Annotated in this window: 16 protein-coding genes and 1 pseudogene; 5 read left to right on the top strand and 12 right to left on the bottom strand. The window is 63.2% G+C overall.

Annotated elements, in window-relative coordinates; all coding sequences use genetic code 11:
* Nucleotides 1-337 precede the first annotated feature (337 nt).
* From LDH66_RS19720 to LDH66_RS19730, 3 genes are all read left to right on the top strand, one after another.
* The gene (locus tag LDH66_RS19720) at nucleotides 338-1,372 is read left to right on the top strand and encodes a zinc-dependent alcohol dehydrogenase (protein ID WP_226482796.1); all 1,035 of its coding nucleotides are present in this window, start codon (nucleotides 338-340) and stop codon (nucleotides 1,370-1,372) included.
* A 299-nt stretch (nucleotides 1,373-1,671) separates the two neighbouring features.
* Nucleotides 1,672-3,702: a hypothetical protein gene (locus tag LDH66_RS19725; RefSeq protein ID WP_226482797.1), complete on the top strand. Its 2,031-nt coding sequence runs from the start codon at nucleotides 1,672-1,674 to the stop codon at nucleotides 3,700-3,702.
* Between the two features lie 223 nt (nucleotides 3,703-3,925).
* The gene (locus tag LDH66_RS19730) at nucleotides 3,926-4,792 is read left to right on the top strand and encodes an amidohydrolase family protein (RefSeq protein ID WP_226482858.1); all 867 of its coding nucleotides are present in this window, start codon (nucleotides 3,926-3,928) and stop codon (nucleotides 4,790-4,792) included.
* A gap of 19 nt (nucleotides 4,793-4,811) precedes the next feature.
* Here LDH66_RS19730 and LDH66_RS19735 read toward each other — a convergent pair whose 3' ends face one another.
* From LDH66_RS19735 to LDH66_RS19780, 10 genes are all read right to left on the bottom strand, one after another.
* Nucleotides 4,812-8,099 carry a family 78 glycoside hydrolase catalytic domain gene (locus LDH66_RS19735; RefSeq protein WP_226482798.1) on the bottom strand — a complete coding sequence of 1,096 codons (3,288 nt, stop codon included), beginning with the start codon at nucleotides 8,097-8,099 and terminating at the stop codon, nucleotides 4,812-4,814.
* Between the two features lie 123 nt (nucleotides 8,100-8,222).
* Nucleotides 8,223-9,059, bottom strand: a complete 837-nt coding sequence (locus LDH66_RS19740; protein WP_226482799.1) for a fumarylacetoacetate hydrolase family protein — start codon at nucleotides 9,057-9,059, stop codon at nucleotides 8,223-8,225.
* 70 nt (nucleotides 9,060-9,129) lie between these two features.
* Entirely contained in the window at nucleotides 9,130-11,352 is a 2,223-nt protein-coding gene (locus LDH66_RS19745) for an LUD domain-containing protein (RefSeq protein WP_226482800.1), read from the bottom strand.
* Entirely contained in the window at nucleotides 11,352-11,855 is a 504-nt protein-coding gene (locus LDH66_RS19750) for a LutC/YkgG family protein (protein WP_226482801.1), read from the bottom strand. The genes LDH66_RS19745 and LDH66_RS19750 overlap by 1 nt, the downstream gene beginning before the upstream one ends.
* A gap of 185 nt (nucleotides 11,856-12,040) precedes the next feature.
* Complete coding sequence (locus LDH66_RS19755) at nucleotides 12,041-13,723, bottom strand: glycoside hydrolase family 28 protein (protein WP_226482802.1); 1,683 nt, start codon at nucleotides 13,721-13,723, stop codon at nucleotides 12,041-12,043.
* A gap of 360 nt (nucleotides 13,724-14,083) precedes the next feature.
* Nucleotides 14,084-14,260 carry a DUF8005 family protein gene (locus LDH66_RS19760; protein WP_226482803.1) on the bottom strand — a complete coding sequence of 59 codons (177 nt, stop codon included), beginning with the start codon at nucleotides 14,258-14,260 and terminating at the stop codon, nucleotides 14,084-14,086.
* A 7-nt stretch (nucleotides 14,261-14,267) separates the two neighbouring features.
* Nucleotides 14,268-15,446 carry an ABC transporter ATP-binding protein gene (locus LDH66_RS19765; protein WP_226482804.1) on the bottom strand — a complete coding sequence of 393 codons (1,179 nt, stop codon included), beginning with the start codon at nucleotides 15,444-15,446 and terminating at the stop codon, nucleotides 14,268-14,270.
* Nucleotides 15,447-15,450: 4 nt separating this feature from the next.
* Nucleotides 15,451-16,371 (bottom strand): carbohydrate ABC transporter permease, encoded by a 921-nt coding sequence (locus tag LDH66_RS19770; protein WP_226482805.1) that lies wholly within the window; start codon nucleotides 16,369-16,371, stop codon nucleotides 15,451-15,453.
* Entirely contained in the window at nucleotides 16,364-17,230 is an 867-nt protein-coding gene (locus LDH66_RS19775; RefSeq protein WP_226482806.1) for a carbohydrate ABC transporter permease, read from the bottom strand. Before LDH66_RS19775 ends, LDH66_RS19770 begins: the two co-directional genes overlap by 8 nt.
* Before the next feature lie 175 nt (nucleotides 17,231-17,405).
* Nucleotides 17,406-18,854: an extracellular solute-binding protein gene (locus LDH66_RS19780; RefSeq protein ID WP_226482807.1), complete on the bottom strand. Its 1,449-nt coding sequence runs from the start codon at nucleotides 18,852-18,854 to the stop codon at nucleotides 17,406-17,408.
* Nucleotides 18,855-19,182: 328 nt separating this feature from the next.
* On the opposite strand from LDH66_RS19780, the gene LDH66_RS19785 reads away from it, so the two are divergent.
* Nucleotides 19,183-19,947, top strand: coding sequence for an IclR family transcriptional regulator (locus LDH66_RS19785; protein ID WP_226482808.1), 765 nt, complete (start codon nucleotides 19,183-19,185; stop codon nucleotides 19,945-19,947).
* 825 nt (nucleotides 19,948-20,772) lie between these two features.
* On the opposite strand, the pseudogene LDH66_RS23325 reads toward LDH66_RS19785, so the two are convergent.
* Nucleotides 20,773-21,357: pseudogene (locus tag LDH66_RS23325) on the bottom strand (DUF8034 domain-containing protein); the annotation flags it as partial.
* 47 nt (nucleotides 21,358-21,404) lie between these two features.
* The gene (locus LDH66_RS19795) at nucleotides 21,405-21,773 is read right to left on the bottom strand and encodes a hypothetical protein (RefSeq protein WP_226482810.1); all 369 of its coding nucleotides are present in this window, start codon (nucleotides 21,771-21,773) and stop codon (nucleotides 21,405-21,407) included.
* Nucleotides 21,774-21,994: 221 nt separating this feature from the next.
* Between LDH66_RS19795 and LDH66_RS19800 the strand changes: the two genes are divergently transcribed.
* Nucleotides 21,995-24,442 carry a methyl-accepting chemotaxis protein gene (locus tag LDH66_RS19800; RefSeq protein WP_226482811.1) on the top strand — a complete coding sequence of 816 codons (2,448 nt, stop codon included), beginning with the start codon at nucleotides 21,995-21,997 and terminating at the stop codon, nucleotides 24,440-24,442.
* Nucleotides 24,443-24,458 lie beyond the last annotated feature (16 nt).

Below are 24,458 nucleotides of genomic sequence, written 5' to 3' on the forward strand. Positions count from 1 at the left end.
CCGACGTGTGTTCAACAGCCACATAAGTGTTTATAGTACCCGCACGCCCGAACCACGAGACGACCGCTTCGGACCGTCTCTCTCCGAGTTCCGTTCGTTCGCCACTCGAGACGAGACGCGGAAACCGTCGGCCGCCGTTGACGCGAGTTCCGACCACCGGCGAGACCATCACTGCTCTCGCTCGAACGGGCCGACCGCGGTATCGATATCGAACGGGGATGACAACGAGCGGTCCCAGTGGTGAGTAGCCGTCCGACCGACGATATCTCACACCTAAAGTTATATGTAGGTGAGTCCCCCACATATTGATAGCTCGACCAGAGCGAGGTAACCCTACATGAAGGCCATAGTACATACCGGACCGAAATCCATCGAGATCCGCGAACGTGAGCGGGCAGTTCCCGACGACGACGAAGTATTAGTTCGCGTTCACTCGGCGGGCCTGTGCGGAAGCGATGCGCACGCATACAAGTACGAGGACGGCTACGAGTGGATCCCGATTCCGCGAATTATGGGCCACGAGTACTCCGGCGAGGTCGTCGAAGTCGGCGACGACGTCACCGACTTCGCGGTCGGCGACCACGTCGTCGAGGAGCCGATCCACGACTGCGGCTCGTGTTTCCAGTGTAAGAACGGGCAGCCGAACGTCTGCCAGAACTTCGAGATCACGGGCATGCACAACGACGGTGCCTACACCGAGTACACGACGGTGCACCCGAAAGATCTGCACCTGATTCCGGACGACGTCCCGCTCGGACACGCGAGCATCACCGAACCGCTCAGCATCGCGACGCGCGCAGTGTTCGATCAGTCCCACGTGACGCCGGGCGACACCGTCCTCGTGGAGGGTCCCGGCCCGATCGGCGTGCTCGTCGCGGCCGTCGCGGACTCGATGGGTGCCAACGTCTTCGTCTCGGGACTGGGCAAGGACACCGAGTATCGACTGCCGCTGGTCGAACGGCTCGGGATCGAGACGATCGATATCGAGACGAACGACCTCTCGGACGTCGTCGACGAGCGAACCGACGGCGTCGGCTTCGACGCGGTGTTCGATACGACCGGCCACTCGAGCGGCGTCGAGATGGCCATCGACCACGTCCGGAAGGGCGGACAGGTTATCGTCGTCGGTCTCCCCGGCTCCCCCAGCGAAGTGTTCATGACGCCGGTCGTTCGCGGCGAGGTCGACGTGAACACGTCCTACGGCTCGACCTGGCAGAACTTCGAGCAGGCCATTCGACTCCTCTCGGCCGGTGCGATCGACGCCGACGCGATCATCGACCGCTCGTTCAGCGTCGACGACCCGACCGCCGCGTTCGAGGCGTTCCTCGAGTCGGAGACCTGTAAGCCGGTCTTCTCGTTTTCAGATCAATAAGAAGCGCCGGATCGGTTCGCGGAAAGGTGCTCGACCACCGAGAACGGTTTTTCGTCGGGAGGACAGTTGTGAAACGTTCGCTAGTCGCACGCTCGAGGTCGTCGCTGGTGCTCGGCGTGGGACCGCTCGGCAGGTCGGCTGCCTCCGAGCGAGCGTCAGAGATCGATCGGGTGCGTTCGGACCGTCGGACGGATGCTGCGATCACCGATTCCAGGATAAGACCAGTAGAGTACTAGTCAATAAATAATATATAGTCGTCTCTGTAACAGAGTGATTGCCACGCACGGTGGCAAATACCTATGACAGGAGACGAGACTCCGTCCGACGGAGAGGAATCGAACGTGACGATGGCCCGGCGCGGGGCGCTCGGGCTGCTCGGTACCGCTGGGCTCGGGACCGTACTCGCCGGCACCGCATCGGCACAGGGGAAGGGCAACCAGCCATGGCACGAGTGGGACGCTGACGTCAACGCCAACGGCCACAGTCTCACCGAGCTGGGCGCACTCGCGACGGTCGCAAACGACGCGCCGATCGCGGACTTCGCGGGGGAGAACCTAAATGTGGACGATGACGGCGTCCTCAACGCCGAGGGATCGCCCGAATCGATCCACGTGGTCACCGAGTATCCCGGCGACACGCTCGACCAGAAACTGGAGAACGTCCTCGACGCGCTCCCGGAGGGCGACGACATCCCGAACAAGCAGCCGGGCCACAAGATCGTGATCCCCGCGCCCGATCCGGACGATCCGGCAGCGGCCGACGGCCTGCCGGCCTGGCGGTTCGAGTCCCCGGTCGAGATCGACGACAACACCGGCAAACTGGTGTTCGAGATGGGATGGACCCTGATCTACGCCACGGAGTCGATCGAGAGCTTCTTCGTCATCGGACCGGACGAGAAGACCGAGAACATCAACCTCTACGGCGGGATGTTCTACGCTAAAGGGAACGTAGAGCGGTCGTTCATCGATATTCAGGGGGTCGGCCACATGCACATCTCCCGGCTGTACCTCCAGAACCTGGCGGAGCGAAACAGCGTACCGGCTGGGATCCGACTTGCGGACTACCACGGCTCGAGCGAACTGACGATCAAAGACACTGAAGTGACTGGCTGTCGCGACGGCTTCCTCGCCGAGTACGGGAGCGACGACGTCCCGTACGGTCCGTCGTTCGACCTCGATATCTCCAACTGGCGCGCGGGCGGCGGCGAGCACAGTATCCGGATCGACGGCGGCGCGTCGATCACGCTGGACTCGATCCAGGTCGGCGGCCACCCGCTCCAGTCGGTGAGCGAGGACATCATCAGACTAGAGAACTCCGTCAACGAGACTCGGAGCGTGTCGATCTCGAACGTCCACGAGCGCCACAACGCGATGGACTACAACAGCGGCGTCAAGGTCGTCGACGTGACCGACGGCGAGGGGCCCCGCCACAACGGGATCATCGTCGAGAACGTCGACCTGTTCCACGCCGAGTACAGCACCGATATCGAATACGCGTCGTACTTCGATCAGCAGAACCTGCGTCCCGCGCCGAAAGTGAACGACGACGCGGCCGGGTCCACGCGCTGGTTCGACGATGGCGTCCAGAAACACGAGACCTACAGTTCCCACGAGTTCCACGCCGGCGGGTCGCCCACGCTCGCCGTCGGCGAGGACGACGTCAGAATCGACGGCGCCGGCAACGGGGCCGTCCTCACGACGCCTGACGGCCAGAGTCGGTATCGCGTCCGGGTCGACAACGACGGGAACCTGATCACCGAAGAAATCGAGGACGGTGACGATCGGACGGGAATCATCGAGAGCTTCGAGGACGGCGACCTCGCCGAGTACGAGGGCGAGACGGACGCCTACGCGATCGACGACTCGGCGCCGGTCGGCCACGGCGACGCCAGCCTCAAGAACACCTCCGGCGGCACCGCCGTCATCGTCTCGACGAGCGGGCTAGCACAGTACCCGCGGGCCGGGGACGCGTTCGCCGCGCAGGCGGCCCGGACCGAGACGAACGCCAATCTCGGCATCGCCTTCGGGGCACAGGACACGGACAACTTCTACTTCGCTCGGATCTATCCCGAGAGCAACGGCGACCGTCTCCAACTGTACAAGCGCGTCGACGGGGAGTACACCGAACTCGCCAAGGCGAACGTTTCAGTCGAACGAGACACGCTGTACGACTTCGTCGTCGACTGGGGCGAGTTCGGCGAGATAGACGTCGAGGTCCGAGACCCGTCCGGCGACGCGATCGGGTCGGTCACCGCCACGGACGAGACGTTCACCGAGGGCGGTATCGGCGTCCGCAGCACCGGCGCCCTCGACAACGTTCGATTCCGCTGAGACCGACGCGTCCGCTCGGCGACGGATCGGTCACGGGTGAGTGTGTGAGAACGAATCGAATCGAACGGAACCCATAGCAACCCCCATTTCCGCGCGTCGCGGGCGCAATCTCTCGGTCGATCTGACGACTCACTCCCGTGGCCGACCGGGCGCTTCCTCGATTTCGTCTCGCGTTCAACACAACGTTTAGTATCGCCCGATGCGACGCTTTCCGCACACGATGGTGCTGGATACCCACACGCACGCGTGGACGCGACCGACTCGAGCGCAGCCCTGGATCAACGGACCGCTCGTCGACACCGTCGACGAGTTCGACGTCGACACCGTCTACACCGCCGAGAAGCTCCTCGCAGATATGGACGACGTCGGCGTCGACGAGGCGGTCGTCGTCGGCTACCCGATCTGCGAGTGGACCGACAACCGATACACGATCCACTGCGTCGAGGAGCACGACGCGCTCTCGGGAATCGTGATGCTCGATCAGTTCGCCGACGACGCGGCCGACAGGCTGCGCGACGGGATGGCCGTCGACGGGATTCTCGGGTTCCGTCTCGGTGCGATCTGCCCGTACGATCGCATGTGGGAGACGTTCGATCCCAGCGTAGACTGGCTGCGTGAGGCGATCGACGAGACCGCGTTCTGGGAGGCCGCCCGCGAGACCGACGCGCTGGTCCAGCTCCTGGCCCACGTCGACCAGCTCGACCAGGTGATCGAGCTCGTCGAGACCTACCCCGATCTCACTTACGCGCTCGATCACTTCTGTCACGCCGGCCCCGACGTCCCGCCCGAAGACGCGCTCGGCGCGCTCGAGCCCCTCGCCGGCGATGAGTACGACGTCGCCGTGAAGATCTCCGAAGTCGTCCACCGCTCCGAGGAGGGCTTCCCCTACCGGGATATGCACGACCACGTCCGCTGGCTGCTCGAGACGTTCGGCCGCGAGCGCGTCGTCTGGGGGTCGGACTTTCCGAACGTCAGCGACGAGGCGACCTACGAGGAGAGTCTGCGGTGGCTCGAGCACGTCGACTGTCTCTCGAAGAACGACCGCGAGTGGATTACCGGGCGGTCGTTCGAGGATCTGGCCGGCATCTGAGGAGCGACTCACCCCGCGTTCAGTTCTCTCGTCGGCGTTCGAACGCGTAGGTTCCGGCACCGATTTCGGCGACGAACTCTCCGTCCTCGAGTCGAACGGAACTGACGCCGTTCGGAAGCGCATCGGCCGGTTCTCCCTCCCAGAGCCGCTCGCCGCCCTCGTCGACGACCGCGTCCTCGTCGGCGGGGAGTCGAACCGTCGCCGTCGTGTTCCAGGGTACCTCCGCCTCGAGAACGAGCCCATCGTCGGTTCGCTCCCAGTGCGAGGCGAGCGTTCCGTTGACGGTCTCGATTTCGCCGGCGGCCCACTCGAGATCGTCGACGATCGCGGGAGCGATTTCGACCGAGCCGCGGCCGTGCATCGAGTCGTCGAACCGGAGCCCGGCCAGCGCGGTGTAGAACCACTCGGAGACGAAGTTGAGCGGGGAGTGATTGAAGGAGTTCATCCCGTCACCGATGTGATCGTCGGCGTCCCAGCGCTCCCACATCGTGGTCGCGCCCTGGCGGGACATGTACACCCAGCCGGGGCGTTCGGGCTGACTGACGACCTCGTAGGCGACCTCTTCGTGGCCGAAATCGACGAGCGCGTGGACGAGCGGCCGGGTCCCCAGGAAGCCGGTCCGGAGTTTGCCGCCGTCCGCCCGCACCGTCTCGGCGAGATTGGCGGCGACGGCCTCGGCGTGTTCGTCGGGCACGAGGCCGACGAACAGCGGGACCGCGTACGAGGACTGCGTTCCCGGCCCGTACCGACCGGCGTCGACGTCGAAGAATGCCTCGTTGAACGTCGCTGCGATCGACTCGGCGCGGGCGGCGTAGCGCTCGGCGTCGTCCGTGCGGTCGAGAACGGCGGCGATCTTCGCGAACAGGTTCGTCGTGTGGTAGTGGAAGGCGGTATTGTACAGATCGAACGGGAGCCCGCGACGGCCGTCCGCGTTCTCGAAGGTCAACCAGTCGCCGTAGTTGCCGTACTCGCCGGACACCAGTCCGTCGTCGGACTCGGAATGCCAGTACTCCAGGTATTGACGCATCCCTTCGTAGTGGCGCTCGAGGACGCCGACGTCGCCGTAGTGACGGTAGAGGTGCCAGGGGATCGTCACCTGCGTGATCCCCCAAGTCCGATCCTCGGGGATCGTTCCGTAGCCGTAGGGGACGGTGTCGGCGATGTAGCCGTGCTCGGAGCGAACGTCCGCGTGGTCGTCCATCCACTTGCGATAGAACCGGTCGGCGTCGAAGTTGTAGCACAGCGCCCGCGCGGCGATGTGGTTGTCGCCGGTCCAGGCGAAGCGCTCGTCGCGCTGCGGGCAGTCGGTGAGCACGCCGTGGGCGTTCCCGCGCAGGCCCCACTCGGCGTTCCGCTGAACCCGTGAGAGCTCCTCGTTCGAGCAGTCGAACGCGCCGATCGGATCGAGGTCGGTGTGGACCACCTTCGCGGTGACGCGTTCGGGCTCGAGGTCGCCAGGATACCCCGTCACCTGCACGTACCGGAACCCGTGGTAGGTGAAGCGCGGCTCGTAGGTCTCGACGGGCGCACCGTTCGCGACGTAGGTGTCGGTCGCGTCGGCCGACCGAAGGTCCGCAAGCGCGAGGCTCCCGTCCTCGAGCAGCGTTTCGGCGTGGCGGAGTTCGATCTCGTCGCCCGCCGACGCGCCCTCGACGGTCAACTCGACCCAGCCGACGAGATTCCGCCCGAAGTCGAGGATCGTCCCCTCGTCGTGCTCGAGGACCGCCTCGGGCTCGACCGTCTCGGTGACTCGGATTGGCGGCGTCTGCTGGGGGACGAGGTCACCGCCCGGCCCGTCGACGACCGTCGCGGGCTCCCAGCCGGCGTCGTCGAAGCCGAGATCGGCCCACCCCTCGTACTCCTCGCGTGCGTCGTATCTCTCGCCGTCGTAGAGGTCGTTCTCGAGTACGGGACTCGAGGCCGCCCGCCAGGAGCCGTCCGTCGAGACGGTGCGCGTGGTGCCGTCTCCGTACTCGATCTCGAGTTGGAGGAGCCCCCGCGGGGCGCCGAAGCCGGTCCAGTTCTGGACGTTCTTTCCGAACCAGCCGCGGCCGAGCCAGAGTCCGACGGCGTTCGCGCCGGCCTCGAGGTGGTCGGTGACGTCGTAGGTGCTGTAGACCGCCCGCTCGTCGTACTGGGTCCAGTCCGGGTTCAACGCGTCGTCGCCGACCCGCTCGCCGTTTACGTAGAACTCGCCGTAGCCGAGCCCGCAGACGTGTGCGCTGGCGCGGGCCACGTCGGTCTCGAGATCGACTTCGGTCCGCAACAGCGGCGATCCGGGGGCGGTACGAGACTCCTCGTGGCCGTCCACTAACTTCTCTCGTCCCCAGGTAGCGGTCTCGACGCTCGAGGACGCCGCGACCGGCTGCTCCGCCGCGATGTCCGCGCCGGTCTCGTCCCGGACGACGAGTGCGGCCAGCGCGAACACCTGCCAGGCGCGGCGCTCCTCGCGGATGTGCTCGGGATCGAACTTCGGGTGGCTGGACGGCGGCGAGGCGGGATCGAACTCGTAGGGATCGGACGCGACGACGCGGACGTACCGCGCCTCGCCGTCCGCATCGACGGTCACACCGTCGGGAGCGGGGTTTTCCGCATCGGTCCGCTCGAGGACGGTTCGCGCGTCTTCGAACGCGTGATCGTCGGCGACTTCGATCCGGTAGTCCGACGGAAACCCGAATCCGGCAGGGCCGTTCGTGACGGCGTCCGACTCCGCCTCGTGGCTGTAGCGTTCCGATACCGCCGTTCCGTCGGGCGTCGTCGGTCCGTCGAACGGATCGGCCGGGTGGAGTTCGATCCGTTCGAATCGGCGAACGTCGCCCAGATCGACCTGTACCCACTCCGCGACGTCCGCATCGGCGGGGTGCCAGTGGCTCCGGTAGCCGTTCGAATCGCCGCCGTCGGGACGGTAGCCGATCCACTCGCCCTCCCACTCGGACTCGCCCGCGAGCGTCGTCGAGAACCGGGCCGGTTCGGCCCACTCCGAGGGCTCGTCGGTTTCGTCCCAAACGCGGACGGTCCAGTAGTAGTCGGTCGCCGACTCGAGCGGGACGCCGTCGTAGGGGACGCACGTCGAATCCGGAACGGCCACCTTCCCGGAATCCCAGCAGTCGCCGCGTCCGTCCTCGAGCGCCGCCTCGGATCGGGCGACGAGGATCCGATAGGCGGTCTGGCGCGCGCCGCGATCGGGAGACGCGACTCGCCACGAGAAATCGGGCGTCTCCGGTGCGACGGTACTGGGTGCGGGCTCGTAATCGACCCGGAGGGTGACGGGTCTGGTGGGATGGCGGTCCCTCACGTATGTTGTCACATACCGGGATTGGAGCAACCGACGCTTATAGATTCGGGTGCGGCGGGTCGTGGCTCGAGACGCGAGTGCGACCCGAACCGCGAAAATCGAAGGAGAACTCTAACGTGGCCGAAATCGATGCCGTTACTCGCCGACGACGTGGTTCTCGAGCGTGCCGATGCCCTCGACCTCGGCTTCGACCGTGTCGCCCGGTGAGAGCAGTTCCGGCGGATCGCGGAAGATGCCGACGCCGCCCGGCGTGCCGGTCGAAATGACGGTGCCCGGCTGCAGGGTCATTCTGTGACTGAGGTACTCGATGGCGTCGCCGACGTCAAAGATGAACTCCGCGGTCGAGGACTCCTGTTTCACCTCGCCGTTGACCCGAAGTTCGACGTCGGCGTCGTTGGCGTCGATCGCTTCGGGTGCGGTCAGGGCCGGCCCCATCGGTGCGAACGTGTCGTAGCTCTTACCCCGGAAGAACTGGCCGTCCTCGAACTGGGCGTCGCGCGCGCTGACGTCGTTGACGACCGTGTAGCCCGCGACGTACTCCTCGGCCTCGTCGGCCGAGACGTCGCAGGCGGTCCGACCGATGACGACGCCGAGTTCGACCTCGTAGTCGACCTGCTCGACGTCCTCGGGATGGACGATCGGCGCGTCGGGATCGGTGACGCTCGAGGGCGATTTCGCGAAGAGCATCGGCTTGTCCGGGATCTCCTCGTCCTGCTCTTCGGCGTGATCGAAGTAGTTCAGCCCGATACAGATGATCTGCTCGACCGACGGGATCGGGGCCAGCCGGTCCTCGGGCTCGTCGATTTCCGGGAGTTCCCCCGTCTCGACGGCGCGGCGGACGCGGCGACGGTAGCCCGGCGTCGCGAGGTCCTCGATCGTCGGTTCTCCGAAACGGTCCAGCGCGTACGACTGGTCGTCGACGGTAACGCCCCAGCGGACGCCACCGCTGGTCGCGAATCGAACGAATTGCATCACCTCAGAATTCCTGTCCTGGATCTTGAATCTTTCTCTCGGGTCGCGGGGACGGACCGCACCCGCCCGATCACTCGGACTCGTCCGGTGCGACGAGCGAGATCGGGTGGCGCGGCCGACGGGCGAGGAGCCCGTCCAGTTGCTCGAGACACGACGTCCCGCTCGCGACGACCGTTCGATCGGCGGCGTCTGGCGACTCGAACTGCTCTCTGAGTCGGTCGCCGACGTCCATACTCAGTTCGTAGTACTCGCTCTTGTAGCCGAAGCTCCCCGCCATGCCACAGCACTCGACGTCGGAGGTGAGGACGTCGTACCCCAATCGGTCGAGGACGTCCGTCGTGTAGGCCTCGAGTTCGAGCGTTCGTTGCTGGCAGTGGGAGTGGTACGCGATGTCGGCTCCGACGCCGCCCGCGTCGACGCCACGCAACGGGGCCGGATCGGCCCCGTTCTCGAGGAGGCCGTAAACGTACTCGAAGACCTCGTAGCTGCGCTCGGCGAGGGCCTCGTAGCGGTCCGCGTCGAGGAGTCGCTCGTACTCGCCGCGGAACATGGCGAGGTCGCTGGGTTCGATCACGACGACGTCGTAGCCCGCCTCGAGGTGGGACTCGAGGTCGGCGGCGACGTCGCGAGCGTGGTCTTCAGCGGTGGCGATCATCCCTTGGGAGAGCGGCGCGCGACCGGATGAGGCGACGTCGGGGACTTCGACCGCGACGCCCAGCGCCTCGAGCGTTCGGACGGCCGCCTTCCCGCGGTCGGTCCGGATGTAGTTCGTGTAGAGGTCGGGGTAGACGACGGCGTGGTAGTCGGCGTCGACAGGCCGGGGCTCGTCCCGGTTCCGGAACCACTCGACGAACGTCTCGCGCTCGAATTCGGGCAGGTCACGGCGGCGGTCGACGCCGATGACCCGTTCCATGAGCGCTCGCGAGGGCAGCGTGTCCGCGACCCAGTTCGATACGGGTGCGGTCGCGGATCCGAGTTTCGCGAGCGTCGAGAAGTTACCGAAGAAGCGCTTTTGCAGGTCGAGGCCTGCGGGCTCCTCGTCCGGAGTGAGTCCCTCGACCAGGAAGTCGAGCTCTCCGCCTTCGGCCCCGCGATTGCGCCGATCCCGGACGACCGTGTTGATCCACGGGATGTCGATCTTCACCGGACACTGGTTGACACACCGCGAGCAGCCGGTACAGAGGTCGTTGAACTCGTCGGCCGACTCCTGACCGTGGACGCCGGCCTCCCAGCCGGTCGCGATCCCGCCCGAATAGGTCTCGCCGCCGAAGACGTGGCCGCCGACGGACTGGAAGTTCGCACACGAGTTCGCACAGGCGGAACACCGGATACAGTAGAGGGTCTCCCGGAGCTGGTCGTCGTCGCGCATATCCATCCGGCCGTTGTCCAGCAAGACGAGATGGAAGTCCCGCTCGGCCGGATCGTCGGCGATCGGCTCGTCGTCATCGAAATCGACCGGCGGCGTCGAGACCGGCGGCGAGAAGAGAGAGACGTAGGAGGTGATGTCCTGTCCCGTCCCCGAGCGCGCGATCAGTTCGACGAACGGCTGGAGGTCCTCGAACGTCGGGATTACCTTCTCGACGCCCGCCACCGCGACGTGCGTGTCGGGCACGGCGACGGTCTTGCGGGCGTTGCCCTCGCTGGTTACCAGCGCCATCGTCCCCGTGTCCGCCGTCACGAAGTTCGCGCCGGTCACGCCGATGTCCGCGTCCTCGATCCGCTCGCCGAGGTACTCCCGCGCGAACGCGGTCAGCTCCTCGGCCGTCTCGAGTTCCTCCTCGGGTTCGAAGTACTCGTTGAACAGGGCGGCGATCTCCTCGCGCGACTGGTGGATCGCCGGCGCGACGAGGTGACTGGGCGCTTCGTCGGCCACCTGCAGAACGAACTCGCCCAGATCGGTCTCCCAGACCTCGCAGTCCTCGGCCTCTAGGTGCTCGTTGAGGTCGATCTCCTCGGTCGTCATCGATTTCGACTTGACGACGGTCTCGGCCGCCCGCTCGCGGGCGAGTTCGCGGACGTACCGGTTCGCGTCGGCGGCATCGTCGGCAACGTAGACAGTCCCGCCGTTCGCCTCGACCGCCTCGCGCACCTGCTCGATCAGCTCGGGAAGGCGTTCGATCGCGTCTTCCTTGATAGCCCGCGCTCGGTCCTTGTACGCGTCGTAGTCCTCGAGTCGGGCGACGGACTCGTATCGCCCCTCGTTGAATCCGCGGGCGTTGCGCTCGACGCTGTCGCCCTCCGTTTCCATGACGTGCCGGATCCGATCGGCTTTCCGGGATCGCTCGCTCGCCATTATTCCTCCACGATGACCGCGTGCGTCTCTCGCGGGCCGTGCACGCCGTAGACGAGTTCGCCCATGTCGGCGGTCGCGCTCGGACCGGTCGCGATGACGGCGTCTCCGTTGCCGTTTCGGAACCGGTCGCCCAAGCGCTCGAACGCCGACGCCATATCGGGGACGAGATCCCGCTCCCGAACGACGATCACGTGCCGGTCGGGAAAGAGACCGGCGAGTTCGGCACCCGCCGGCGTCGACTCGAGGACGACCGAGCCGTAGTCGGCGACGCCGAGCGCGGCGGGGGTCACACCGCAGGCAGCCTCGCGGAGCTGGTCGGGCGTCGGATCGAGGACGATGTCCGTTCCCTCGAGCGTGATCTCCTCGAAGGGGAGCGAGGCGCCGATCGCGGGCTCGTCGACGACGTCGGCGAGCGCGTCCTGAAACGCGGCCGGTGAGGTCCGAGTAACGGCGGTCCGGACGTTTCCGAGGTTCGTTTCGAACGTTTCTAGCTGTGTCTCCATTGCGTGAGCGTGACTAACTGATGCCACGGATTTGGATCTTGTCATTGGCCACCACGTCGGCGCGGGGACGCGAGCGCGAAACTGAGCGGTCGACCCGTCGACTCGCCGGCGGCGGCACTGGCAGCGACGAGAGCGGTAGACCTCAACACCGCGCCGAGGGGGAGGACGCTGTCTCGACGCCGGAATCAGAGCGGCGGGACGTTGCCCGCGGTCCGGTAGCCGCAGTCGCCGTCGATCGGCGTCTCGGCGGCAGTGCAATCGTTGTTCGCGAACAGGCGGTCGTCGTCGCAGTCCCTCGCAGAGAGGAAGGTCCGGGTCCCCGGACTCGCCCGGCAGTTCCTGATCGTACTCGTCGTCGTTCCCCGGAGCGAGATCGCTGCGGCCGTCGTGACCGACCCCGTCTCTGCCGTCCCCGCGGTTGACGCCGTCGCTTCCGGCCGTGCCTGCCGTCCCGCGAACCCGTCGATCGCGAGCCTCTCGACGTCGACACAGCGGATCCCGTGGGCGAAGTAGTCCGGAAGCTCGTCGCCCCACTTGAGAGCCACGTCGGACAGCGCGAGATCGGTGACGCGCTCGCAGTGGAGCCCGGAGATATCGGACTCGTAAATCGGGGCCGTTACCGCGGTCGGTTGGAGATCGACGTTCCCGCCGACGCGGTCCGCATAGCGGCCGCCCTCGATCGACAGCGAGACTGCATCGAGGCGGATCTCCTCGAGCGTCGCGTCCGCGTGTCCGTAGAGGAGCGCACCGTTCTCCGCGTCGGCGACGACGTTCGCGAACCGGACGTCTCTGACCGCACCGAGATCAGTGTCGTCGTCGCGCGGGACCGACGTCACGTAGATCGGCTCGGCTTTCCCCCACCACGGCCCCGGAAGCAGGTGCGTCTCGACGGTGATGTTCGAGAACAGGACGTGCTCGATCAAGCCGCCGTCGCGGTGCTGGATCCCCAGCCCCCGGTTCGAGCCGTAGACGACGCAGTTATCGAACGTACAGTGGCGGATATCGCCGCCGGTCTCGGAGCCGAATTTGATCGCACACGCGCTCGAGGCGAGCGTGCAGTTGGTGACGGTCACGTGCTCGCAGGGCCGTTTTCGGTCGTCGTGAGAGACGAGCGTAATCGCGTCGTCGCAGGCCTCGATCGCGCAGTCGGCGACCCGAACGTTGCGGGAGTTGCCGATCGCGATCCCGTCACAGTTCGGGATCCGCATGTGGTTGCGGATCGTGACGCCGCGGATATCGACATCGACGCAGTCATCGAGGCTGAGCGTCCACGCGGGCATGTCTCGTAGCGTGATATCGCGGATCGAAACCCCCTCACAGTCGACGAGGTGAATCATCGGTCCGGGCCGAAACGACGGCTTCGCGACCGGCCACTCGTCGATCGCTCCCGACCAATCGAGGTAGTCATCGCCCTGTCGGGCGCGATGGGGCGCGTTCGAGACGAGCGGATGTCCCTCGCTCTCGCCGGAGTGCTGACGGATCGGTTCGTCCGTGTCCATGATCTCGGTCCCCCGTCCGTCGATCGTCCCCTCGCCGACGACGGCGACGTTCTCGACGCCCTCAGCGAGGACGAACGGCCGCTCGCCGTCGGGGCCGACGTGGCGGTCGACGTACGCCGACTCCGACTCGGCGGGGCGCAGACGTGCCCCCGCCTCGAGGCGGAGCGTCACGTCACTGCGGAGATGGACGGTTCCGAGGACGTACTCGCCGCTCGAGACGGTAACGGTACCGCCGCCGTCGTCGCGGCAGGCGTCGATCGTGCGCTGAAAGCGTTCGGTCGCGAGGTCGTCCGTCGACTCCGCGTCTCGGTTCGATTCGGCAGGCGGTTCGATCCGAAACGACGCAGTCGGCTCCGTGGGCTCGGTCATCTCGTCCGGGTCATCGGGACGAACGGTCTAAATCCCTCCGCTCACTGGCGTGTTATCCGGTCGGTCCGCCGTCTCGCTGCGATATGCACGCCGGTACCGACGTCCATCCCAGAAATCGAGTCGCACTGCCACAGTACTATTCGCTTTACTGATGTGTTACTGCCGGATATCGGCAACTCGTGGCGAAGAAACGGTCTTAGCCGTCGGTTTCGACCTCCCGGTCCACCGTCTGTCACGATCGGTGTAACGAAGAAACGGAGGGCTCCACGGTCGAAAGCGGCCGTATCACTGTCCACGGAGACGGACGGGAGGTTTCGAAACGGCGACGAAAACCGACGCCGGTCCGAGACGGAAGGACGCCTAGATGTACTCTTCCGGATCGGGACGGTGGGCCCGTTCATCGTCGCGCAGGTACGTCCGTGCGGCCGGGAGGAACCGGTACCGCAGATCGAAGTAGAACGAGACGATCCCGTAGATCCAGAAGAAAAACAGGATGACGGCGGACACGATGAACAGGATACCGGTAGTCGTCACCATCGTTCGATCACCCCTGAATCTCTTCGGACGAGCCGGCCTCGGCTTCCATCGAAACCCGGTCGACGAGCGAGTGTGCGATCGCGTCGCCCGTGGATCCCTTGAAGAGGTGCACCTTGTCTCGATCGAGGACGACTTCGACCGTCTCGTCCTCTTCGATGACGGTATCGGGATCGATAGTCACGAGCAACTCCGCGGCGTCCCCGCCCATGACTTCCGTTTCGTCCGACGCGGCGGTCTGGGGAACCAGGTAGGCGTACGTCTGATCGCCGACCGGCTCGAGCACGTCGACGACGGCCTCGAAGGGGTCACTCGGCGTCGCGGGGTCGTCCGGGCTCGAGACGAGGTAGACGTCTTCCGGACGGATGCCGACCCTGACGTCAGTGCCGTCGCGTTCGGTACCGAGCTCGTGACGGAGCTGGAAGTGCTCGAGGTCGATCGTCTCCCCGCTCATGGCTCCGTCGAAGATGTTCATCGACGGGCTCCCGATGAAGCTCGCAACGAACTCGTTGACCGGCTGATTGTAACACTCGAGAGGCGGGGCGCACTGCTGCAGGTTCCCCTTATTGATGATGGCGATACGGTCCGCCATCGTCATCGCTTCCTCCTGGTCGTGGGTCACGTATACCGTCGTGATTCCCAGGTTCTTCTGTAGCCGCTGGATCGCGGTCCGCATGTGGACGCGAAGCTTCGCGTCGAGGTTCGCGAGGGGTTCGTCCATGAGGAACACTTCCGGTTCGCGGACGATCGCGCGGGCGATCCCGACGCGCTGTTGTTGCCCGCCGGAGAGTTCGCTCGGGCTGCGATCGAGCATTCCCTGAAGCTGGACGGTCTTCGCCGCCTTCTCGACGCGGCGGTCGATCTCGTCTTGCTCGAAGTTTCGCAGCCGAAGCCCGAAGCTGATGTTCTCGTAGACGTCCATGTGCGGGAACAGCGCGATGTTCTGGAAGACCATCGAAATGTTCCGATCCTTGGGCGGTTCGTTCGTCACGTCCTCGCCGGCGATCTCGACCGTGCCGTCCGACGGGAGCGTGAGTCCTGAAATCATTTCCAGCGTCGTCGATTTTCCACAGCCCGACGGGCCGACGAGACAGAGGAACTCGCCGTCCTCGATCTCGAGGTTCATTTCGTCGACTGCAACGACGGAGTCGTACCGTTTCGTCGTGTCGTTGAGATTAACGTGTCCCATGTTGTCACTCCTTTAAGCCGCCTTGAGTTAAGCCTCTAACGATGTGTTTCTGCGCGAAGACGACGACCAGTGCAACGGGGATGATCCCCACGATGCTCGCCGCCGCCATCATGTTGTACAGCTGTCCGCTCTGTTGTTCGAACTCGAGGATCCCGTAGACGAGGACCGCCCAGTTGTCGGCTTCACCGTCGGTCATCATGAACGAGAAGAAGAACTCACGGTAGACGCTGATGAAGACGATGATCGCGGCCGTCGTGACGCCGGGGGCCGACAGCGGAAGGATGACCCGGAATAGCGCTCCGAGTCGCGTCGTCCCTTCGACCCTGGCAGCGTCTTCCAGTCCGTCGGGGATCTGGCTGAAGAACGTCGTCAAGATGAAGATCGTGAGCGGGAGGGTCAACATCGTGAACGGGAAGGCCATCGACCACGGCGTGTTGTAGAGGTCCGGCGTCATGAACGGACCGATGGTTAGCGTGCCCGTCAGCATCTCGTAGAGCGGAATCAGATACGCGATCCCGGGGAAGTACGAGACGACGAGCAAGAGCAACATTAGCGGTCCCTTGCCCCGGAAATCGACACGCCCGAACGCGTATCCCGCGAGACTGCCGAGCAACAGGCAGATCACGACGGTGATCGACGCGATGACGACGCTATTGAAGATGTAGTGGTGGATCGGGTACTGTTGGAATATTTCGATGAACACCCCGACGTTGGTCCCTTCGGGAAGGATCCCCATCCCGTAGAGCTGATCGCTGGGCGTGATCGCGAGGACGAACAACCAATAGAATGGGAACAACGTAACGATGATGAACGACGTCAGCCCTACGTAGAATAGGATCCTGTAGGTATCGTACGGGTTGTTGATGAGCAGATCGACGAACTGGCCGACGCGGCTTCGGGACTCATCTTGAACTGGATTACTCACTGGTAGTCACCTCGTTGCGGAATTGGACGAGATACACCATCACGATGAGTGCGATGATGAGCGCCGTCAGGAAGGCGATCGCGGACGCAGTCGCCCACCGCTGCATTCGGAACGTGTCGACGACGAGGCACGTCAGCGTCGGAACCGTACCACAGCCCGCAGACGCCTCCACGACACCGTAGACCTTCATCGAACTGATCGTGTAGAAGATCATGCCGATGAAGACGACGGGTTTGATCAGTGGGAACGTGATCAGTTTGAACTCCTGCCACTTCGAGGCACCGGCGACCTTCGCCACGTCATAGAGGCTCTGATCCACGCTCGCGAGACCGGCGAGGATAATGAGCGCGATGAACGGCACCCGCCGCCAGACGTCGACTAGAATAACGACGATGATCGAATCGCGCGTACTGACGAGCGGATTCGCCGAGAACAGTCCGAGGCTGTGCAGCGGCTCGACGAGGAAGCTGATCGACGGCTGGAACAGCAGGTAGAAGATCATGCCCTGAATGACGATCGGGATCGACCACGGGAGGAGAACGACCATCCGTGCGACCGCGCGGCCGCGAAACCCCTTGTTAAGAAGTAACGCCATTCCGAGACCGAGAACGGTCCCCAGAGTGACGCTCACGGCCGTAATGAGGAGCGTGATGACGAGCGCACTCGAAAGCGGATTGCTCAGGCTGAAAAACGGGTCGCTGAGAATGATGTTGGCGTCTCCGCTGAGAATCGCGGCGTACGTATCGAAGCCGTTGAATGCTCCGACCGGATGTGAACCGTAGAGATCATCGCTGTGGAGCGAGACCCACAACGTCCGAAGAAGCGGATAAAATGCGAGAACCGAGAGGACGAGGATCATGGGTCCGATAAGGAGATACCCGTACTTGTCCTCGTCTAACCGTTCAATCCTGTATAGGATGGGCGATACAGCGCGGTATACGTTCTCTAACATTGTAGTGGCCTATTGCACACAAGATTCGCGAACAATCTTGTAAGTTTCGTTCTCCCTGTTCGAATGGTGGCCGTCAGGGCGACTAGAGGTTGGAGTTTTCGATTTCTTCGACGGCTTCCTGTGCCGACGTAACGGCCTCTTCAGGCGACTGCTCCTGGTTGAGACATGCGTGGAACTCGTCGGCGATCGCATCCTTCTGCGAGTCCCAGATCTGGTTGATCGGGTGGACCCATTGATTCTCCGATTGGAGCTGGAGCGTGTCGAGATAGCGGCTCATCACCGAGACGTTCTGCGCCTGATCTGACTCGTACAGGGCTGGCTTCGGTGGTGTCGACCCGGTGTACTCGAAGATATCGAGATAGAACTCGTCAGACGTCATCGCCTTCAGCACTTCGACGGCCGCGGGGAGGTTCTCGGAGTTCGGGTTCAGCGAGAGGTGCCAGCCGCCGAGCGTCGCGTTTGTTCCGCCGGTCCCGTCGTACTCCGCTTCGTCCTTGCTCACGCCGTAGGGGAACGGCATGAGGCCGATGTTGTCCCCGAACGCGTCCTCGCCCGCGAACTGTGCGATCGCGTACGACCAGTTCCGGTGGAAGACCGCTTCGCCAGCAGCGAACGATTCCTGGGACGGTTGCGTGTCCCAGCCGAGCGCCTCGGATGGGAGGATATCCCCGGTCATCCCGTCCAGAGCATGTTCGTCGTCGGACCCGTGCATGAACGTTCGCAGTAATTGGAGCGCCTCGATCACCGGCTCGTCGTCGATCGTGATTGGCCGGTCCCCGATGGGTCCGTGCTGGTTTTCCATGTCACCGAAGTAGTTCCCGCCCATCGTGACGACCTTCTCGTAGCCGGTCTGGTGACCGATCGTCCGCTGATTAAGCGTCGTCGTGTAGGCGTGATCGACGTCGTTCGCCTCTCTCGCATCGCGAGCGATTTCAGCGAACTGCTCCCACTGCATCGGCTCTGTCGCCCAGTTTTCGCCCTCCGGATCGTAGCCGGCGTTCTCGACGTAATCTTTGCGGTAGAGGATCGCCGGAATGTCGACGAACTGCGGAACGCCGTACAGGCCACCATCCCACCGCATCGAATCGACCATCACCTGATGATAGTCGCTCTCGATCTCGTCGAGTTTCTCCTCGGGGAGTGCCTCGTTCAGATCGACTAACCATCCCCGCGGCGCGAACGAGGACGTGTACGAGAAGTTGGTTAGCATAATGTCCGGCGTGCTTCGGCCGGCCTGGAGGATCTGGTTGTACCGATCCTCCTGATCGTCCGCGCCCCAGACGCCAGTCGAAAACTCGACGTCGATGTTTTCGTGGAGGCCAGCGTTTCGCATCGACTCCTTCAGCTGGTCTTTGATGTCTCCGAAGAGCGGCGCAGTACTGTACTCGACCGTTGCTTCCTCGCCGTCGTACTCCGAGAAATCTAATTCGTTATCCTCACTGCCGCCGATACAGCCTGCGGTTCCAACGACCCCAGCGACACCGGCCGCCGAAAGAAATCGTCGTCGTGAGACCGAACTATCGGTTTGCATTCTACCCGTGAATCTATGGTTGACCCTATCTGCCATGGTTACCCAATGAGTAGACCATTATATAAACATAACTATTTATCCTACACACAAATCGGATACATTGCAAGTCAAGGCCGTCCCGTCAACTAAAACAGGAAAGCGATGCGATTCGAAGACCTCTCGAATCGTCTCTCTCGAGTGCGATTCACGTCTCAGTCGGACGTGTCGAAGCCAGTTGCCCTCACAGAACGGTCGGCGATCGCTCCTCGTTGACGACTGCGACAGTATCGCGAAAATGTCCGGCCACGCCGGATAACTATTATATAGAACCGGTCTATACTAGGGAGATATGACCGACGATTCACGCTACCCGGTCCAAGCCGCTGCGACGACGTTCAGAATCATCGAAACGCTTCACGAACTCAATGGAGCGGGCGTTACCGAACTCTCCGCCGAACTCGGAATGGCGAATAGCACGGTTCACGATCACCTCCGGACGCTCGCCGAAGCCGAATACCTCGTCAATGAGGGAGGAACCTATCACATCGGTGCGCGATTTCTCGAACTCGGCGGGTTCGCCCGCAGTCAGATGAAACTCTACCAGATCGCCTCCCCCGAAATCAAGAAACTGGCGGAAGAAACGGGTGAGCACGCGAATCTCATGATCGAGGAACACGGCAAGGGGATCTTCCTTAACAAGGCTAAAGGACCGGACGCGGTGAATCTCGATACGCACATCGGCAAGCGAGTACATCTCCACACCACCGCAATGGGAAAGGCGATTCTCTCGAGGCTCTCCGAAGCGGACGTCGACGAAATTATCGATCGACACGGACTTCCCGGGGTGACCGAGAAGACGATTACTGAGGTCGATGAACTGAAACGCCACTTGACGAAGGTTCGCGACCAAGGATACGCGATCGACGACGAAGAACGGGTCGCCGGAATGCGGTGTGTCGCAGCGCCGATCTGTGACGACAACGAAGAACCGATGGGCGCGATCAGCGTTTCCGGACCGACGAACCGGTTCGACGACGAAATGTTTGCGACCGAAATTCCAAAGACCGTCCTGAGCACTGCGAACGTTATCGAAGTGAACATGACTTATTCGTAATTCATCCGGTATCGCCGGATCGAACGAAGAGCGTGGAATCGATATAAGTCTCTCCATAGTTCCGTCTCGGACTGGGGAACGAGGATGAGAGGTAGCCCGTCACTCCAGTGGTTCGCAGATTCGGAGACGAGATAACGTACGGCCGGCCCGAGTAATTCGTTTGGGAACATATACGGGACGGTCGGTGATCAAGACTATACAAGCATACGAATGTAATAGGAGTCTCGAGAGCGAAGGACAGGCGTTTCCGGTATTACCGAATTTATCCGTGTAAACCGATAACAGGAACCTTAAATCAGACGGAACGTTCATGATGAGGACATCGTCCGGACGTCTCTACTCAGTCCCAACGAGGGATTCGTCAAGGAGTACTAGTCGGTTTAAGCCGCTAATCCCGCAGTATCAGGTGACTACAGAGCGTGGGAGAATCGATCGTTTCGTTCGGCATTACATAATTGTAGGTGGAAACGCCACGAGCGGTCTCGAACCGGATACAGTGGTGCAAGTACGTGACCGTCCCTTACCGGTTACCGATCCGAGTTAGTTTCAATAGGGCGTTTGTGACTGGATCCAGACGCCACAGTTGAGCGCGTTCTGCGTCATACTCGAGATCTCGAGACGAAGCTATCGATCGGGTCCTGAACTCGCTATCGATCCACACCCGGTGTCCGTTCCCTTCACAGATTCCGTGCCCCTCATACGCTCGACTGCGCCTCAATCGTCCTCTCAGGGGAGTTCGTAGCTCGGGTCGTTCGCGAAGCGATCAAGGGCCGTCGACAGCGATAGTTGCAAGCCGCTCAGGAGCGATACCCGAATCGTGTTCGACTCGAGGTACCCCCGGTCGCCCTCGAACAGAACGGCATTCTCTGCGGCGATCGTCGGACCAATACCGACGTGGTGCCAGCCGCCTCACGGCCAGCCGTAGTAGCCGCCGAACCACTTGCCACCGGTGTACTCCACAGTCTCGCCCGAGCGGCCGACGTTGTCGGGATGATCCCGCCGTTTTCGGCGGTACGCTCGCGCCTCTCAAAATAGTCGGTGAACCACTCCCGGTACCGGTTGTCGCCGGTGTGGAGATAGGCATTGGTAATCAAGTTCATAACGGTGAGATTCAGCGGGGAGTCGCCCTTCGCACACCGTTCGTTGAGGACAGAGAACAGTCGCGCCTCATTGTCGGGGTCGAGCAGCTCCGTTGCCTCGTCGAACTCAAGGTTCCGCCATGGGAGTCCGTAGCTCGCCCAGCGGTAGTCCGCGCCGTAGGAGTGGTGTTCGTACGCCGATAAGTCACAGAAGTCCGGCCACCATGCTTCCGCTCATCGGCCCGCGGACGAGTCGGTTCTCGCCATCGTAGTTGTTCACGTCCGCGTCGTCGAAATAGAGGCGTTCGAACCGCTCAGCTCGTTCGACGACGAATCCGATCACGGACGCGAAACGCTGTCTCGACAATTTTCCTGCGACTACGCGTCGAGATTCCCTTTCGACTCCCAGATTTCGAGGAGGAGGTCGACGAACAGCGACGTCCGTTTGGGATAGCCGTCGGCAGTCGTCTCGTCGATCGAGCAGTTCTCGAGATTTGCGACGAATTCCTCGGTGTGAGGCATCTCCCCTACAACTTCGCGGGTATCGAACGTGATCGTATTGTCGTCGTCCGTCGCTAACCACGCGGCTGCGCTTTGCTGATCGGTGTATTCGAGCGTATACGTTTCGCCGCCGACCAACTCGACGATGCTGGCCATCGGGCCGACCTCGAGACGACGTTGTCCGCGTTCCAGATAGAGCGTCTCGTCCTCAATCCGGGGTTCGTATCGAGGGTTATCCGTCATCATGTATTACTTGACGGCACAGTCTACGCAAATATAAATGATGTGCTCTCCGTTCCGTCACGCGTCTCGGACGCCGGACGAGCGAAAGAACTAGCAACTGCTATAGAATCGTTCCGTCCCATTGTTCACGCGTGCCGAAAGAGATGCCTAGCAAGATTTATTTACTATGGAGAATATTTTGAGGTAGGATATGAATGTAGACTGGCCAGTGGAGGGGATCCGGGGTGAGTAGTGAAAGCTCGATCGGGGGACGACTTATTCGAACGATCACTCCGTCCGTCATTCGGCAGCGGTTTGCGTACAAGTTGGGCGTATTGCTGCTCATCTTCGTCATTATACTCGCGCTCGTGGGAGGCGTCGGCTACGTCCGCGCCAACAACTCCGTCGAGAACAACGCCGACCAACAGATGCGGTCAGTGGCGTCGATCCAGAGCAACGGAGTCGGCGACTGGATCCAGGAGATGAAACGTCAGACGAGCGCGGTGGCCACTGACGATGAACTCAAAGGCGACGACCCCGAAATCATCGAGGGGCAGCTGATTTCTCGATCGAATAACATGCCCCAAACGGTCCGGGAAGTCCACGTGATCGACCGTACCAACGGGACGCTCATCGCCTCCCATTCCAAGGGCTCGAGCGGCGAAACCCTCGAGGATATCGATGAACCGTGGGCGGACGCCTCGCAGTATCAGGACATCAGCGACTCGGTGTACCAGGTGGACATGAGCGAACGGTCCTACGAGGCCGCCGACGGTCGCGCCGTCTACTTCTCCACGCCGGTGATGGGCGACGAGGACAGGGTCGTCGTCCTCGTCGGCGGCATCAAAGAGCAGGTGCTGGGACTCCACCAGCCGTTCGACGAACAAGAAACGACGATCGTCACCGCTGACAACGCCTCGGTGGTGGCCGGGGCCGAGAACGCGCCACTCCCGTCGGAGATACGTAACGGCGAGGCGGACCTGGGTATCGAGTCGATCGAAACGCTCGAAAGCGACTCGCACGTCCACGCGGCCACGATGATCTCCGGCACCGCCCCTGGTACCGACTGGCTGCTGGTCACGACGGTCCCGAGATCGGTCGCGTTTCAAACCGCGAACATCGTCGGTCAGTCCATGCTCGGCGTCGTGGGCGTCGGACTGATAGCGGTGCTCGGGATCACGTTCGTCATCGGACGGCAGACCTCGGGGCCGCTCAGGCAGCTGCGGGACAAGGCCCAGACGATGGAGGAGGGGAAGCTCGACGTGGACCTCCAGACGTCTCGGGTCGACGAGATCGGACAGCTTTACGACAGGTTCGGATCGATGCGTGACGCGTTACGCGACCACATCCATGAGACCGAAACGGCCCGACAGACGGCCGAAGAGGCGAAACAGGAGACCCAACGCACCAACGAGCATCTCGAACGCAAGGCCGACGAGTTCAGTCAGGTCATGCGCGAGTGCGCGCAGGGTGATCTCACGCAGCGGATGGATCCCGACAGCGACAACGACGCGATGGAGTCGATCGCCCTAGAGTTCAACGAGATGATCGGTGCCATCGAGGAGACGACCGCGCACGTCAAACAGTTCGCCACCGAGGTCGCGGCCGCGAGCGAGGAGGTGACCGCCAGTTCCGAAGAGGTCAGGAACGCGAGCGAGCAGGTCTCCGAGTCCGTCCAGCGGATCTCCGACGGCGCGGAGCGCCAGCACGAATACGTCGAGGAGGCGACCGGCGAACTGAACACGCTCTCGTCGACGACCGAGGAGATCGCGTCGTCCTCGAATGCAGTGGCGGACATCGCCGAACGGACCGCCACGGCTGGCGAGCGCGGACGGGAGGCGGCCAATCAGGCCGCCGAGGAGATGACCATCGTCGCTGACGACACCGACGACGTCGTCGAGCAGTTCGAGCGCCTCGAGCGGGAAGTCGAGCAGATCGACGACCTGATCGAGTTCATCGACGAAATCGCCGAGCAGACCAACATGCTCGCGCTCAACGCCAATATCGAGGCCTCGAGAACCCACGACGACGGCGGCGACGGGTTCGGTGCCGTCGCCAAAGAGGTGAAGCAACTGTCACAGGAGACCAGGGAGGCGACCGAGCAGATCGAACAGCAGTTGACGAGCGTGCAGGCGGCGGCCGACGACGCCGCCACGGTCGTCGGACGGACGAGCGAGCAGGTCACCAAGAGCGTCGACACCGTCGAGGAGGCCGTCGAGGCGCTCGAGGAGATCGCCACGTACGCGGAGCGAACCAACGAGGGTGTCCAGGAGATCAGCACGGCCACCGACGATCAGGCCGTCGCCGTCAACGAGACGGCCGAGGTGGTCGACGACGTCGCGACGATCAGCAGACAGACGTCCAAAGAGACGGAGTCCGTCGCCGCGTCCGCCGAGGAGCAGACGTCGGCGCTGACCCAGGTGTCGCACAACGCCAGCCGACTGGCCGAGCAGGCCGGGCAGTTGAGCAACACCCTCGACCGGTTCGACACGGCGGTCGACGTGGAGGGCGACGGGGTCGTCGCCGACGAACTGGAAGACGTCGATACCGACGTCGATGTCGACGAGGCGAGCGACGACCTCGCGGACGGATCCGAGGCCGAGGACAACGTGTTCGAGTACGTCTCCGACGACGCGTCCGGAGATGTCGACACCGATCGGGAGGGGCAGTCGCGTCCCGCCCCCGACGAGTAAGCGACCCGCCGGACGA

This window comes from Natrinema amylolyticum, assembly GCF_020515625.1.
GTDB classification, from domain to species: domain Archaea; phylum Halobacteriota; class Halobacteria; order Halobacteriales; family Natrialbaceae; genus Natrinema; species Natrinema amylolyticum.

What these genes read in the sequence shown, in the direction of transcription:
- LDH66_RS19720 (WP_226482796.1), top strand. Translation starts at nt 338, where the DNA reads ATGAAGGCCATAGTACATACCGGACCGAAATCCATCGAGATCCGCGAA.
- LDH66_RS19725 (WP_226482797.1), top strand. Translation starts at nt 1,672, where the DNA reads ATGACAGGAGACGAGACTCCGTCCGACGGAGAGGAATCGAACGTGACG.
- LDH66_RS19740 (WP_226482799.1), bottom strand. Translation starts at nt 9,059, where the DNA reads ATGCAATTCGTTCGATTCGCGACCAGCGGTGGCGTCCGCTGGGGCGTT.
- LDH66_RS19745 (WP_226482800.1), bottom strand. Translation starts at nt 11,352, where the DNA reads ATGGCGAGCGAGCGATCCCGGAAAGCCGATCGGATCCGGCACGTCATG.
- LDH66_RS19750 (WP_226482801.1), bottom strand. Translation starts at nt 11,855, where the DNA reads ATGGAGACACAGCTAGAAACGTTCGAAACGAACCTCGGAAACGTCCGG.
- LDH66_RS19755 (WP_226482802.1), bottom strand. Translation starts at nt 13,723, where the DNA reads ATGACCGAGCCCACGGAGCCGACTGCGTCGTTTCGGATCGAACCGCCT.
- LDH66_RS19760 (WP_226482803.1), bottom strand. Translation starts at nt 14,260, where the DNA reads ATGGTGACGACTACCGGTATCCTGTTCATCGTGTCCGCCGTCATCCTG.
- LDH66_RS19765 (WP_226482804.1), bottom strand. Translation starts at nt 15,446, where the DNA reads ATGGGACACGTTAATCTCAACGACACGACGAAACGGTACGACTCCGTC.
- LDH66_RS19775 (WP_226482806.1), bottom strand. Translation starts at nt 17,230, where the DNA reads ATGATCCTCGTCCTCTCGGTTCTCGCATTTTATCCGCTTCTTCGGACG.
- LDH66_RS19780 (WP_226482807.1), bottom strand. Translation starts at nt 18,854, where the DNA reads ATGCAAACCGATAGTTCGGTCTCACGACGACGATTTCTTTCGGCGGCC.
- LDH66_RS19785 (WP_226482808.1), top strand. Translation starts at nt 19,183, where the DNA reads ATGACCGACGATTCACGCTACCCGGTCCAAGCCGCTGCGACGACGTTC.
- LDH66_RS19795 (WP_226482810.1), bottom strand. Translation starts at nt 21,773, where the DNA reads ATGATGACGGATAACCCTCGATACGAACCCCGGATTGAGGACGAGACG.